This window comes from Streptomyces sp. Y2F8-2 (assembly GCF_014905555.1).
GTDB lineage: Bacteria > Actinomycetota > Actinomycetes > Streptomycetales > Streptomycetaceae > Streptomyces > Streptomyces cynarae.
Genome location: NZ_BNGS01000002.1, coordinates 1 through 15535 on the forward strand (window position 1 = coordinate 1; position 15535 = coordinate 15535).

Here is a 15535-nt window from a genome sequence, read left to right on the forward strand (position 1 = left end):
CCCCATACCCGGCCGTTGCGCCCCCTGACCGGTGAACACGAACGCCAACCCACCACCACGCCCCACCGAGCCCCGCACCAGGCTCCCGGCCCTCTCACCACCGGCCACAGCCTCCAGACCGGCCAGCAGATCCTCACGACCGGACCCGATCACCGCCGCCCGCTCCTCCAACTGCGCCCGACCCACGGCCAGCGAGAAACCCACATCCACCGGGCCCAGCTCCGCCCGCCCGGCCAGATGGTCCCGCAGCCGGACCGCCTGCGCGCGCAGCGCCGCCTCGTCCCGGCCCGAGACGAACCACGGAACGACCGGCAACGGCCGGGTATCCGTCGGCGGCTCGTCCGTCGCCTCGGTCACCGCCTCCTCGATGATGAGGTGGGCGTTGGTCCCGCCAAAGCCGAAGGAGGACACTCCCGCGCGGCGCGGACGGCCCGCCTGCGGCCAGGGCCGGGACTCGGTCAGCAGCCGCACCGCCCCCGCCTCCCAGTCGACATGCGGGGACGGCTCCTGCACATGCAACGTCCGCGGCAACGTGCCATGCCGCATCGCCTCGACCATCTTGATCACACCACCGACACCCGCGGCGGCCTGCGCATGCCCGATGTTCGACTTCAACGACCCCAACCACAACGGCCGATCCACCGGCCGGTCCCGCCCATACGTGGCCAACAGCGCATGCGCCTCGATCGGATCACCCAGCCTCGTGCCCGTCCCATGCGCCTCCACCACATCCACATCAGCCGAAACCAGCCCCGCATTGGCCAGCGCCTGCCGGATCACCCGCTCCTGCGACGGACCATTCGGAGCCGTCAACCCATTGGACGCACCGTCCTGATTGACCGCCGAACCACGCACCACCGCCAACACCCGATGACCATTGCGCCGCGCGTCCGACAACCGCTCCACCAGCAGCAGCCCCACACCCTCCGACCAACCCGTACCGTCCGCCGCCGCCGAGAACGACTTGCACCGCCCGTCCCGCGCCAGACCACGCAGGCGGGAGAACTCGGTGAACGCCACGGGGGTGGACATGACGGTGACACCGCCGGCCAGGGCCAGGTCGCACTCGCCCCGCCGCAGCGCGTTGGCCGCCAGATGCAGCGCCACCAGCGACGAAGAACACGCCGTGTCCACCGTCACCGCAGGCCCTTCGAACCCGAAGGTGTAGGCCAGGCGCCCGGCCGCGATGCTGCCCGCGCTCCCGCTGAACAGATAGCCCTCGAAGCCGTCCGGCGGCAGGAAGGCGCGCGAGCCGTAGTCGCTGTACATCACCCCGGTGAAGACGCCGGTGGCCGAACCGCGCAGGTCGGCCGGGTCGATGCCGGCGTTCTCGAGGGTCTCCCAGGCCGTCTGGAGCAGCAGCCGCTGCTGCGGATCGGTCGCCACCGCCTCACGCGGCGACATCCCGAAGAACTCCGGATCGAACCGGTCCGCGTCATACAGGAAGCCACCCTGCCGCGTGTACGACGTACCCACACGCTCCGGATCCGGGTCGTACAACCCCTCCAGATCCCACCCCCGATTGTCCGGGAACTCCCCCACCGCATCCACACCATCGGCCACCAACCGCCACAACCCCTCAGGCGAACCCACCCCACCCGGAAAGCGGCACGCCATACCGACGATCGCGATCGGCTCGTGCTCTTTCTCCTCGACCTCCTGCAGGCGCCTGCGCGCGTCGCGCGCGTCGGCGATGGCCCGCTTGAGGTAGTCGCGAAGCTTGTCTTCGTCAGCCACGTGCTCTCAGCTCTCCGGGATGGGATGGACGGCGGGTCAGGGTCAGTCGAGATCGTCGACGAGGGCGAACAGCTCCTCGTCGGTGGCGGAGTCCAGGTCATGGCCGGACTCGGTCTTCCCTGCGGTGCCGGGGTCGCTCGCCTGGGCGATGCCGATCAACTCCCGCAGCCGTGCGGTGATCTGTTCCTGGGACCCGTTGCGGTCCCCGTCCGCGACGGCTCGCAGTGCGGCCTCCAGCCGGTCGATTTCCTTCAGGACGACCGTGACCCCGGAGTCGGAGGACGTGTCGTCCGGTGTCAGTTCCGCGGCGAGATGGGCGGCGAGCGCGGCGGGGGTGGGATGGTCGAAGGCGAGCGTGGTGGGCAGCCGCAGTCCGGTTGCCGCGCCGAGCTGGTTCCGCAGTTCCACGGCGGTCAGGGAGTCGAAGCCGAGGTCCAGGAAGGACCGGTCGTCGTCGAGGTCGCCCGGGTCGCCGTATCCGAGTACGGCCGCCACCTGGTTCCGTACGAGGTCCGCCAGCGCCCGTTCCCGCTCGGCGGAGGACAGCCCGGACAGACGCTGCGCCGGCGGTGCCTCGGCAGGCGCGACGGCCTGCGCGGCGCGACGGCGCGACGGCGCGCGGACCAGGCCCCGGAGCATGGGTGCCGGCTCCTCGTGTCGCCCCAGGGCGGTCGTGTCCAGCCGGGTGACCACCACGGCCGCCTCGCCCGCGGTGAGGCTCGCGTCGAAGAGTTCCATCGCCTCCTCGGAAGCCAGCGGGCGCAGACCCAGCCGGGCCAGCCGCCGCAGATCGGTGTCACCGAGGTGGCCGGTGAAGTCGCTGGCCTGGTCCCACAGTCCCCAGGCCAGCGACAGGGCCGGCAGCCCCTGACCGGCACGGTGGGCGGCCAGCGCGTCCAGGAACGCGTTCCCCGCCGCGTAATTGGCCTGCCCCGCCGTCCCCAGCACACCCGCGACGGACGAGTACAGGACGAAGGCCGACAGGTCGTGCCCGCGGGTCAGCTCGTGCAGGTTCCACGCCGCGTCCACCTTCGGCCGCAGCACCCGCTCCAACTGCTCCGGCGACATCCCCGCCACCACACCGTCATCCAGCACACCCGCCGCATGCACCACCGCGACCAGCGGATACTCGGCGGGAACACCCTCCAGCACCCCCGCCAACGCCTGCCGGTCAGCCACATCACACGCGGCGAACACCACCCGCGCACCCAACCGCTCCAGCTCCGCACCCAACTCCCGCGCACCCGGCGCCCGGGACCCACGACGACTCACCAGCAACAGACGACGCACCCCGTGCTCCACCACCAGATGCCGCAGCAGAACAGCCCCCAGCGCACCCGTCGCCCCGGTCACCAGCACCGTGCCCCGATCCCACGAAGCAACCGCACCACCCTGCCGCGCCACCGGGACCAGCCGCGGCACCAGCAACCGCCCCTGGCGCACCGCCACCTGCGACTCCCCACAAGCGACCGCCCCACCCAACAGCCGCTCATCGACCACATCCAGATCCACCAGCACGAACCGGCCCGGATTCTCCGTCTGCGCCGACCGCACCAAGCCCCATACGGCGGCCTGCGCGGCATCGGTGACGCCCTCCGAGCCCGCGGCCACCGCACCCCGCGTCACCAGCACCAGCCGCGAACCGGCGAACCGCTCCTCGGCCAACCACCCCCGCACCAGGCGCAGCACATCGTCCACGACCGCTCGGGTCCGCCCGGCCACGTCGGGGGCGTCCGCCGACGACGGCAACCGGACCACCACCGTGTCCGGCACGTCCTGCGGCAGCGCCGTCATGTCCGGGACCGTGTCTGCGTCGCCCACCACCGTCCACCGCGGCCTCTCGTGCGCGTCGGGCGCCGGCAGCGCGGACCACTCCACCCGCAGCAGGCCGTCCCGCACGTGCTGCGCGGCGGCGACCGCCTCACGCAACGTTTCTTCCCGCAGCGGCCGCAGGACCAGCGCGTCCACGGAGGCGACCGGCGTGCCGGCTCCGTCCGCGACGGTCAGCGTCACCGACTCGGTGCCGGTGGCCGACATCCGCACCCGCAGAGCCGTGGCACCCACGGCGTGCACACGTACTCCCTCCCAGGCGAACGGCACGACCGCCGGCCCGTCCCCGCCCGTCACCGCGGGAAGCAGCGCGTGCAGTGCGGCGTCCAGCAGCGCGGGGTGCACCGCGCAGCCGGCCGTGTCGTCGGGCAGCGCATCCTGCGGCGCCACCTCGGCGTACAGGTCCGCTCCGCTGCGCCAGAGCCGGCGCAGTCCGCGGAACGCGGGTCCGTAGCCGTAGCCCGCCTGGTCGAGCCGCTCGTAGGCTCCGCTCAGGTCCACCTCGACCGCGTCGGCGGGTGGCCACACCACCAGAGGGCCGGACGCAGGTTCGGGAGCGGTCTCGGGGGTGAGGAGGCCCGTCGCGCAGCTGGTCCAGGATCCGTCACGGTCCGCCTCTCCTTCGTGCCGGGCATGGATCTCCAGCGGGCGGCGGCCGTTCGCGTCCGGTTCGCCCACGACGACCTGCACCTGCACGCCGCCGCGCTCGGGCAGCACCAGCGGCGCGGCCAGGTCCAGTTCCGCGACGACCGGGCAGCCGACCTCGGTGCCCGCCCGTACGGCGAGTTCCAGCAGGCCCGTGCCGGGGAGGACCGCCACACCGTGCAGGGCGTGGTCGGCCAGCCACGGGTGGGTGTCGAGCGAGAGCCGACCGGTCAGCAGGCAGGCGTCGCGGTCCGCGACGGCGACGGCGGCGCCCAGCAGCGGGTGGTCCGCCGCGTTCAGACCGAGTCCGGCGGCGTCGGCGGCCGGGGCCGGCGACGGCAGCCAGTAGCGCTCGCGCTTGAAGGCGTAGGTGGGCAGGTCGACACGCCGTCCGCCGGGGAACACCGCCGTCCAGTCGAGGCGGTGACCGGCGAGGCTGAGGCCGGCGAGGGCGGCGGCGACGGTGCGGGTCTCCGGCCGGCCGGCGCGCAGGACAGGGGTCAGGGTCGCGCCGTCCTGGGTGAGGCATTCCTGTGCCAAGGCGGTGAGCACTCCGTCGGGGCCGAGTTCCAGGTATGTGGTGACACCGGCGGCCTCGAGGAACCGTACGCCGTCCTGGAAGCGGACGGCCTCACGGATGTGGCGGGCCCAGTAGGCGGGCGACCTCAGCTCGTCGGGGGTGGCGAGTTCCCCGGTGACGTTGGACACCACCGGGATGCGCGGCCCCCGGAACGTGACGCCGGACAGGGCCGCCCGGAAGTCGTCCAGTACGTCGTCCATGTGGGGGGAGTGGAAGGCGTGGCTGACCGACAGCCGTGTGGTCTTCCTGCCGCGGGAGCGCCACAGGGCGACGAGGGCATCGACGGCCTCGGCGTCCCCGGAGACGACCGTGGAGCGGGGGCCGTTGACGCCGGCGACGGCGACCGCGTCGCCGTGGCGCGTCAGCGTTTCGCGGACTTCCGACTCGGCGGCCTGGAGCGCCGCCATCGCCCCTCCCTCACGGGCCGCCTGCATGAACCGGCCGCGTGCGGCGACCACGGCGCACGCGTCGGCCAGATCCCACACTCCGGAAAGGTGCGCCGCCGTGACCTCGCCGATGGAATGGCCGAGCAGGTAGTCGGGGACGGCTCCATGGTGTTCGAGCAGCCGGTACAGGGCCGTCTCGACGGCGAACAGCGCGGCCTGGGTGAAGGCCGTCTGGTTCAGCAGCTCCGAGTCCGCGGAGTCCGGCGGGGCGAAGAGGACCTGCTGGAGGGGGCGGGACAGCACCGGGTCGAGGTGTGCGCACACGGCGTCGAAGGCGGCTGCGAACACCGGCGAGTTCCGGTACAGGTCGCGGCCCGTGCCGAGGCGCTGACTGCCCTGCCCGGTCAGTAGGAAGGCGGTGCGCCCCCGCAGTGGGCCGGCTCCCGCGCCGCGCGGCCTCACGGTGTGTACGACGTCGGCGGTGGTGTCCCCGCGGGCCAGAGCTTCCAGTCCGGCCAGCAGTTCCTCACGACCGGCCCCGATCACCGCCGCCCGCTCCTCCAACTGCGCCCGGCACGTGGCCAGCGAGAAACCCACATCCACCGGGTCCTGCTCCGGCCGTCCGGCCAGGTGGTCCCGCAGCCGGGCCGCCTGCGCGCGCAGCGCCGCCTCGTCCCGACCGGAGACCAACCACGGAACCACCGGATCAGCGACCGCGGACCGCTCGGCAGCGGCAGCGGCAGCGGCGTCGGCGTCGGCGTCGGCGTCGGCGTCGGCGTCGGCAGGGGGGATGTCCTCGGTGGCGGGCTCGGCGACGGGCTCCGGGTCGCCCTCTTCGATGATGACGTGGGCGTTGGTTCCGCTGATGCCGAAGGAGGACACTCCCGCGCGGCGCGGACGGCCCGTCTGCGGCCAGGGCCGGGCCTCGGTCAGCAGCCGCACCGCCCCCGCCTCCCAGTCGACATGCGGGGACGGCTCCTGCACATGCAACGTCCGCGGCAAGGTGCCATGCCGCATCGCCTCGACCATCTTGATCACACCACCGACACCCGCGGCGGCCTGCGCATGCCCGATGTTCGACTTCAACGACCCCAACCACAACGGCCGATCCACCGGCCGGTCCCGCCCATACGTGGCCAACAGCGCATGCGCCTCGATCGGATCACCCAGCCTCGTGCCCGTCCCATGCGCCTCCACCACATCCACATCAGCCGAAACCAGCCCCGCATTGGCCAGCGCCTGCCGGATCACCCGCTCCTGCGACGGACCATTCGGAGCCGTCAACCCATTGGACGCACCGTCCTGATTGACCGCCGAACCACGCACCACCGCCAACACCCGATGACCATTGCGCCGCGCGTCCGACAACCGCTCCACCAACAGCAGCCCCACACCCTCCGACCAACCCGTACCGTCCGCCGCCGCCGAGAACGACTTGCACCGCCCGTCCCGCGCCAGACCACGCTGCCGCGAGAACTCCACGAAGGTGGTCGGTCCCGACATCACCGTGACGCCGCCGGCCAGGGCGAGGTCGCACTCGCCCTGCCGGAGCGCGTTGGCCGCCAGGTGCAGCGCCACCAGCGACGAGGAACACGCCGTGTCCACCGTCACCGCAGGACCTTCGAACCCGAAGGTGTACGACACCCGGCCGGAGGCGACGCTCGAGAGGTTCCCGGCGAGCAGGAAGCCTTCGAACTCTCCGGGGGCCTTCGGCAGCCGGGAGGCGTAGTCGTCGTACATGGCGCCCGTGAAGACGCCCGTGGAGCTGCCGCGGAGCGTATGCGGGTCGATGCCGGCGTTCTCGAGGGTCTCCCAGGCCGTCTGGAGCAGCAGCCGCTGCTGCGGATCGGTCGCCACCGCCTCACGCGGCGACATCCCGAAGAACTCCGGATCGAACCGGTCCGCGTCATACAGGAAGCCACCCTGCCGCGTGTACGACGTACCCACACGCTCCGGATCCGGGTCGTACAACCCCTCCAGATCCCACCCCCGATTGTCCGGGAACTCCCCCACCGCATCCACACCATCGGCCACCAACCGCCACAACCCCTCAGGCGAACCCACCCCACCCGGAAAGCGGCACGCCATACCGACGATCGCGATCGGCTCCGCCGAGGCGACGGCGGCCCGTACGGCCTGCGACGTCCGGTCCGAGACCTGCCCGTACAGGTGGTCCGCCAGCGCGACGGGCGAGGGGTGGTCGAAGACGGCGGTGGCGGGCAGCCGCACGCCGGTCCGGGTGCTCAGCCGGTTGCGGAGCTCGACCGCTCCGAGGGAGTCCAGGCCGATGTCCTTGAACGCCCGTTCGGGGTCGACGCCGGCGGGGGCGGCGTGCCCGAGCACGTCGGCGACCACGGTGCGGACCAGTTCGAGCACCTCGACCGGCCGCTCGTCCTCGGGCAGGGCGGCCAGTTCCCGGGCCCACGCGGTGCCGGCCTGCTCGGGGCCGCTCGTGGCGACGGTCCGGCGCGCGGGAGAGGTGGCGGGGCCGACCGGGCCGCGCAGGAGCGGGGGCATCGGATCCGTTCCTGCGCCGGGCCCGGTCGGGTTCAGGAGCGCCGGCACGAGCAGGGCATCGTCGCCGCCGGCCAGCGCGAGGTCGAACAGTGCGAGGCCCTGTTCCGGGGTGAGCGGGGAGAAACCGGCGCGGGTCCAGCGGGCGAGGTCCGCGTCGCCGAGGGTCGCGCCCATGCCGTGGCTGCCGTCCCACAGGCCCCAGGCCAGGGACACGGCGGGCAGGCCGTGCGCGCGGCGGTGGGCGGCGAGGGCGTCGAGAGCGGCGTTGGCGGCGGCGTAGTTGGCCTGGCCGGCGGTGCCGATGAGGCCGGAGACGGAGGAGAACAGGACGAACGCGGTGAGCGTGAGGTCCTGGGTGAGCTCGTGCAGGTGCCGGGCCCCGTCCCACTTGGGCCGCATGACGGCCCGTAGCCGGTCCGGCGCGAGGGATGCCACGGTGGCGTCGTCGAGCAGGCCCGCGGTGTGCACGACGGCCGTCAGCGGGTGGCTCGCCGGTACGCGCGCCAGGAGGCCGGCGACCGCCTCGCGGTCGGCGATGTCGGCGGCGGCCACCGTCACCTCGGCGCCCAGTGCGGTCAGTTCGTCCACGAGTTCGCGGGTGCCCGGCGCCTCGGGCCCGCGGCGGCTGCACAGCAGCAGGCGGCGTACGCCGTGAGTGGTCACCAGGTGCCTGGCCACCAGGGCGCCGAGGCCGCCCGTGCCCCCGGTGACGAGCACGGTCCCTGAGGCGGCGAACGGGCCCGGTGTCGCCGTCTCGGTCGCGGATCGCTCGGGGTGCACGGTCGGCCGGTGCGGGGCGCGGACCAGGCGGGGCACGTGCAGCCGGCCGTCGCGGACCGCGATCTGCGGTTCTCCGGTGGCCAGCGCCCGGTCGAGCGAGGCGTCGTCGGCCGTCTCGTCGAGGTCGACCAGCGTCAGCCGGCCCGGGTGCTCCGACTGCGCCGAGCGGATCAGCCCCCACACGGGCGCGGCCGCCGGATGCGGCACGTCCTCGCCCGGCATGACGGCGACGGCCCGCGGGGTGACCACGGCGAGACGGACGTCGGCCAGTCGTTCGTCCCGCAGGAACGCCTGCACCAGCCGCAGAACGCGCAGTGTCTCCCCGGCCGTGTCGCCGCCGACGTCCGCCGCTCCGGTGCCGACGCGCACCACGGCGACGTCACTGCCGCCGGCTGCCGACAAGTCCGGTGCGTCGCCGGAGAGTTCCATCCAGGTCGGGGCCTGTGACGCCGGGGCCGGCACGGTGGGCCAGTCCACGACGTACAGCGGTGCCGGGCCGCCGGCCGCATGGGCGATCCGGTCCCGTGCCACCGGGCGCAGTGTCAGCGAGGCCACGGCGGCGACCGGATCGCCGGTGGAGTCCGCGAGGGTGAGCGCGGCGGTGCCGGTGCGCGCGTCGGTGGAGATCCGTACGCGCAGGGCGGTGGCCCCCACGGCGTGTACGGTCGCACCGGACCAGGCGAAGGGGAGCCGGAGCTCGCCCGGCTCCATGCCGTCCGCCCCCTGCAGCACGAGGGGGTGGAGCACGGAGTCGAGCAGGGCGGGGTGGACGGCGAACCTGGTGGCCGCCTCCTGCTGGTCACCGGGCAGCCGCACCTCCGCGTACAGATCGCCGTCGGCGCCGCGCCACAGGGCGCGCAGGCACCGGAAGGCGGGCCCGTAGTCGTACCCGGCGTCGGCGAGCCGGTCGTAGACGCCGGTGAGCGGCTCCGGCCGGGCCCCTGCGGGCGGCCACTGGCGCAGCCCCTCAACGGTGCCGGCGGTGGCCGTGACACCGAGCGCGCCGGAGGCGTACCGGGTCCACTCCCGGGGCCCTTCGCCGCCGGTGTCGGGGCAGGCGTGCACGGTGAACGGGCGGAGACCGGACGCGTCCGGCGCGCCCACCACGACCTGGACCCGCACCGCTTGACGTTCCGTCAGGGCGAGCGGTGCCTCCAGCGTGAGCTCCTCCACGTGGGGCGCCTTCGCCCGGTCGCCCGCCGCGACGGCGAGCTCCAGGAAAGCCGTGGCGGGGACGAGGACGGTGCCGCCGATCGTGTGGTCGGCCAGCCAGGGGTGGTCACTCACCGACAGCCTGCCGGTGAGCACGAGTTCGTCCCGTCCGGCCATGTCGACCGCCGCACTGAACAGCGGGTGCCTGGAGGCGTCCAGGCCCAGGGTGACCGGGTCGCCGCCGGTGTGCGGTGCCAGCCAGAAGTGCTCGCGCTGGAACGGATACGTGGGCAGCTCGACGGTGGTGCCGCCGGGGAAGAAGGAGGCCGCGTCCAGCGGCCCGCCGGCCGCGTGGGCCCCGGCGAGCCCCGCGACGAGGGTGTCCGCCTCGGGGCGGCCGCGGCGCAGCAGCGGGACCACGGTGACCGGCTCGTCGGCGAGGGTCCGTTCGGCCAGGGCGGACAGGACCGCGTCGGGGCCGGCCTCGATGAACACCGTCGCGCCCTGTTCCCGCAGCGTGCGGGTGGCGTCGGCGAAGCGTACGGCCTCCCGGATCTGCCGCGTCCAGTAGTCCGGCGAGCGCAGTTCCTCCTCCAGGGCGAGCCGCCCGGTGAGGGTGGACACCACGGGAATGGCCGGAGCGTGGTACGTCAGGGCGGCGGCGGTCTGCCGGAACTCCTCCAGCACACCGTCCATGTGCGGGGAGTGGAAGGCGTGGCTGACCGTGAGCGCCCGGTGCCTGCGGCCGCGGGCCTCCCACTCGGCCGCGATCTCGGCGACTGCCTCGGCGTCGCCGGAGATGACCACGGCGTCGGGCCCGTTGACGGCGGCGATGGCGACGGAGCCGCCACGCCCGGCGAGTCCGGCCGCGATCTCCTCCTCGCTCGCCTGCACGGCGACCATGGCCCCGCCCTCCGGGGCGGCCTGCATCAGCCGGCCCCGGGCGGTGACCAGGCGCGCCGCGTCCGCCGCCGACCACAGGCCCGCGACATGGGCGGCGGCGAGCTCGCCGATCGAGTGGCCGGCGACGAGGTCGGGGACCACACCGTGGTGTTCGAGCAGTCGGTACAGGGCGACCTCGACGGCGAACAGGGCCGGCTGGGCGTAGGCGGTCCGGTGCAGCAGCCCTGACGCCTGGTCGGCCGCGTCGGCGAACAGGACCGTGCGCAGCGGCCGGTCCAGGTACCGGTCCAGTTCCGCGCACACCGAGTCCAGGGCTTCGGCGAAGACGGGGTACGCCTCGTACAGCTCCCGGCCCATGCCGAGGCGCTGGGCCCCTTGCCCGGTGAAGAGCAGCGCCGTACGGCCGGCGCGGGCGGCGCTGCCGCGGACCAGACGCGGGTGGTGCTCGCCCCGCACGAGGGCGTCCAGTCCGGTCAGCAGGTCGGCCACGCGCGTGCCGGTGACCACGGCCCGCTCCTCGAACGCCGTACGGGTCGTGGCCAGGGAGAGGCCCAGGTCCAGCGGGCCCACCCGGGGGTTGTCGCGGAGATGGCCGCGCAGCCGTCCGGCCTGGGCGCGCAGCGACGTCGTGTCCCGGCCCGAGATCACCCACGGCACCGGCGTGGCCGGTTCGGGTGCGGGGCGGGCCGGAGCCGGGTCGGGGTCGCCCTGCTCCACGATCACATGGGCGTTGGTGCCGCTGATGCCGAACGACGACACGGCCGCACGGCGTGGACGGTCGCCGCGGGGCCACGGCCGTGCCTCGGTGAGCAGTTCCACGGCGCCGGAGGACCAGTCGACGTGCGGGGTGGGCTCGTCCACGTGCAGGGTGCGCGGGAGGGTGCCGTGCCGCATCGCCTGCACCATCTTGATGAGCCCGCCGACACCGGCCGCGGCCTGCGCGTGCCCGATGTTCGACTTCAGCGAACCGAGGAACACCGGCTCGGCGCCGCCGCGGTCCTGCCCGTACGTCGCGATGAGGGCCTCGGCCTCGATGGGGTCGCCGAGGGCGGTGCCGGTGCCGTGCGCCTCGACCGCGTCGATGTCCTTCGGCTCGAGGCGGGCGTCGGCGAGCGCCTGGCGGATCACCCGTTCCTGCGAGGGGCCGTTCGGGGCGGTCAGGCCGTTCGACGCGCCGTCCTGGTTGATCGCCGTCCCGCGGATGACGGCCAGGACCCGGTGCCCGTGGCGGCGGGCGTCCGACAGCCGTTCCACCAGGAGCAGGCCGACGCCCTCGGCCCAGGAGGTGCCGTCGGCGGACGCCGCGAAGGACTTGCTGCGGCCGTCCGAGGCGAGTCCGCGCTGGCGGGAGAACTCGACGAACATCCCCGGCGCCGACATCACCGCCACACCGCCCGCCAGCGCCAGCGAGGTCTCTTTGGAGCGCAGGGAGCGCACCGCCATGTGCAGCGCGACGAGGGACGAGGAGCAGGCCGTGTCCACGGTGACGGCCGGGCCGGTCAGGCCCAGCTGGTAGGCGATGCGGCCGGACATGACGCTGGCGGTGCTGCCGGTCAGGACGTGGCCGTCCACTCCGTGGCCCGCTTCGTGCATCCGGGGTCCGTAGTCGAGGACGGTGCCGCCGACGAACACACCCGTGCGGCTGCCGTGCAGCGACCGCGGGTCCAGCCCGGCGCGCTCGACGGCCTCCCACGCGGTCTCCAGCAGCAGCCGCTGCTGCGGGTCCATGCCCAGCGCTTCACGGGGTGAGATTCCGAAGAAGGCGGCGTCGAACTCGCCCGCGCCGTCCAGGAATCCCCCTTGGTCGACGTAACTGCCGCCGGGCCGGTCGGGGTCCGGGTCGAACAGCCTCTGGTTCCAGCCGCGGTCGGTGGGGAACGGGGAGATCGCGTCGACGCCGTCGGCGACCAACCGCCACAGGTCCTCGGGGGAGGCGACGCCGCCGGGGTAGCGGCAGGCCATGCCGATGATCGCGACGGGCTCGCCGTCGTCACCTGCCGCCGCCACCGCATCGTCCGTCACGGCGCTGTCGCCGGTTCCCACCAGCCGCGCCACGAGGTGGTCGACCAGGGCACGTGGGGTCGGCCAGTCGAACAGTAGTCCGCTGGGCAGCCGCAGTCCCGTGGCGGCGGAGAGGGCGTCCCGCAGCTCCACCCCCATGAGTGAGTCGAAGCCCAGCTCCTTGAAGGTGGTGTCGAGTCCGGGCTGCTGATCCGTTTCCGCGCCATGGCCGAGCACCGCGGCGATGTGCGCGAGGACCGTGTCGGTCACCGTGCGGCGGCGCTCGGCCTCCGGCAGCGCGTCCGGCCGCTCACCCGGTGCTCCTGTCGCCGGCGGCGTGCGGGTCTCGTCCTGCGGCGTCGCGGCGGCGGGGGCGGTCTGCGGCAACGGCGCGGTGGGCCGGCCGGCGCCGTCCAGCCAGTGCCTCCTGCGCTGGAAGGCGTACATGGGCAGGTCGGTGCGGCGGGCGCCCGTGCCCTCGTACGCCGCTGCGAGGTCCACCCGGCCGCCGCGCACGAACACCGTGGCGAGCGCGGCCACCAGGCTGCGCGGCTCGGAGCGGCCCGCCCGGAGAGCCGGCACCGCGACGGCCGCCTCCGCGTCGTGCACGCAGGCGTCCACCATCGCCGAGCACACGCCGTCGGGGCCGAGTTCGAGGTAGGTGGTGACACCCTCGGACTCCAGCGTGCCGACCGCTTCCCGGAACCGCACCGGCCTGCGTACCTGCTCCACCCAATAGTCCGGGGCGCACAGCTCCTCGGCCGTCGCGAGGGCGCCGGTGACGGTGGAGACGACCGGCACGCGCGGCTCGCGGAACTCCAGCGTCCGCACCACCTCGCGGAACGGCGCCAGCATCGGCTCCATCAGCGGGGAGTGGAAGGCGTGCGAGACCTGCAACCGTTTGGTCCTGCGCCCCCGGGAGGCGAGTTCGGCGGCGATCTCGGCGACCGCGTCGGCGGCGCCCGAGACGACCACGGCGGTGGGGCCGTTGACCGCGGCGAGACCCGCCTCGTGCGCGAAACCGGCCAGCAGCGGGGTGACCTCCTCCGCGGTGGCCTCGACGGCGACCATCGCGCCACCGGCGGGCAGGGCCTGCATCAGGCGACCGCGGGCCTCGACCAGTCGTGCCGCGTCTGCCACGGAGAGCACACCCGCGACGTGGGCGGCGGCTATCTCGCCCACGGAGTGCCCGGCGAGCAGGTCGGGCAGCACGCCCCACGACTCGGCCAGCCGGTACAGCGCCACCTCGACGGCGAACAGGGCGGGCTGGGTGTATCCCGTGTCGTCGAGGCCCTCCCCGGAGGAGATCACGTCCCGCAGCGGGCGCGGCAGCAGCGGATCCAGCTCGGCGCACACCTCGTCGAACGCCTCGGCGAACCTCGGGAAGGCCTCGTGGAGTTCCCTGCCCATGCCGGCGCGCTGACTGCCCTGTCCGGTGAAGACGACACCGAGACGCCCCGGCCGCACCGTGCCGCGGACGACGCTTGCGGAGGGCCGTCCCTCGGCCAGGGCGCGCAGCCCCTCCAGCAGGCCGTCGCGTCCCTCGGAGATCACGACCGCGCGGTCGGGGAACGCCTCGCGGGTGGTGGCCAGGGACCACCCGATGTCGACGGGGTCCGGCGCCTGCTCACCGGACGCGAAGCCGTGCAGTCGTCCGGCCTGGGCGCGCAGGGCGTCCCCGCCGCGCCCCGAGACCGCCCACGGCAGGATGACGGGGGACAGCCTGCGGGGGCTCGGGGCGTCGGCGGGGACAGTTCGGGGGGATTCCGCCACCACGACATGGCAGTTGGTGCCGCCCATGCCGAACGAGGAGACGCCGGCGAGCAGTCGGCGCTCCGGATGGGGCCAGGCGGTCAGCTCCCGCTGGACCGAAAGGCCGAGTTCGGCGAACGGGATCCTCGGGTTGGGCGTGGAGAAGTTGCGGCTGGGCGGCAGCAGGCGCCGCTCGATGCCGAGCAGCACCTTCAGCAGCCCGACCATGCCGGCCGCGCCTTCCAGGTGCCCGACGTTGGTCTTGGCCGAGCCGATCAGCAGCCGGTTCTCCGCGTCGCGTCCGCCGCCGAGGACCGCGCCGAGCGCCGCGGCCTCGATCGGATCGCCGACCGGGGTTCCGGTGCCGTGCGCCTCGACGTACTGCACCGTGCGCGGGTCCACTCCTGCCCGCTCGTACGCCTGACGGATCACCTGTTCCTGGGCGGTGCCACTGGGTACGGTCAGGCCCGGGGTGGCGCCGTCGTTGTTGACCGCGCTGCCGAGGATGACGCCGCGGATCCGGTCGCCGTCCGCGAGCGCCCGCCGCAGAGGTTTGAGGACGACCACGCCGCCGCCCTCACCGGGCACGAACCCGTTGGCGCGGGCGTCGAAGGCGTAGCTCTCGCCATCGGGTGAGAGCGCGCCGAACCTCTCCTCGGTGACCGTGTTCTCGGCCAGGATGTTCAGGTTCACCCCGGCCACGATCGCGGCGTCGGCCTCCCCGCCGCGCAGGCTCTCGCAGGCCAGGTGCACGGCGACCAGGGAGGACGACTGGGCGGTGTCCACCGTGAGGCTCGGTCCGTGCAGATCCAGGAAGTACGAGACCCGGTTGGCGATGATCCCGCGGTTCAGGCCGGTCATGGTGTGCTGGGTGACGGCCTCGGTGCCACTCTGGTAGAGCAGGTTGCCGTAGTCGTCGCGGAGGGTGCCGACGAACACGGCCGTACGGCTGCCGCGCAGGGTCCCCGGCACGATGCCGGCGTCCTCCAGCGCCTCCCAGGCCAGTTCGAGCACGAGCCGCTGCTGAGGGTCCATCACGGCGGCCTCGCGCGGGGAGATCCCGAAGAAGGCCGCGTCGAAGTGGCCGACCTCGTCGAGGTGGCCGCCCCGCCTGCCGTGCGGCCCCTCGCCGAGCGCGCTCGCACCGCTGCTGAGCAGATCCCAGAACGCCTCCGGGCCGGACGCCATCGGCAGTCGGCAGGATATCCCGACGACAGCGATTTCCTTCATTCCCGGACCCCCAAGGAACCGA

General features: G+C 73.8%; 2 protein-coding genes. Both read right to left on the minus strand.

Annotation, left to right across the window (positions count from 1 at the left end):
• On the minus strand, positions 1 to 1737 hold a 1737-nt coding region (locus SY2F82_RS05490), incomplete at its 3' end, for a type I polyketide synthase (protein ID WP_200417828.1).
• Positions 1738 to 1779: 42 nt separating this feature from the next.
• Positions 1780 to 15513 (minus strand): type I polyketide synthase, encoded by a 13734-nt coding sequence (locus tag SY2F82_RS05495; protein ID WP_236041201.1) that lies wholly within the window; start codon positions 15511 to 15513, stop codon positions 1780 to 1782.
• Positions 15514 to 15535: the final 22 nt, after the last annotated feature.

What these genes read in the sequence shown, in the direction of transcription:
- SY2F82_RS05495 (WP_236041201.1), bottom strand. Translation starts at nt 15,513, where the DNA reads ATGAAGGAAATCGCTGTCGTCGGGATATCCTGCCGACTGCCGATGGCG.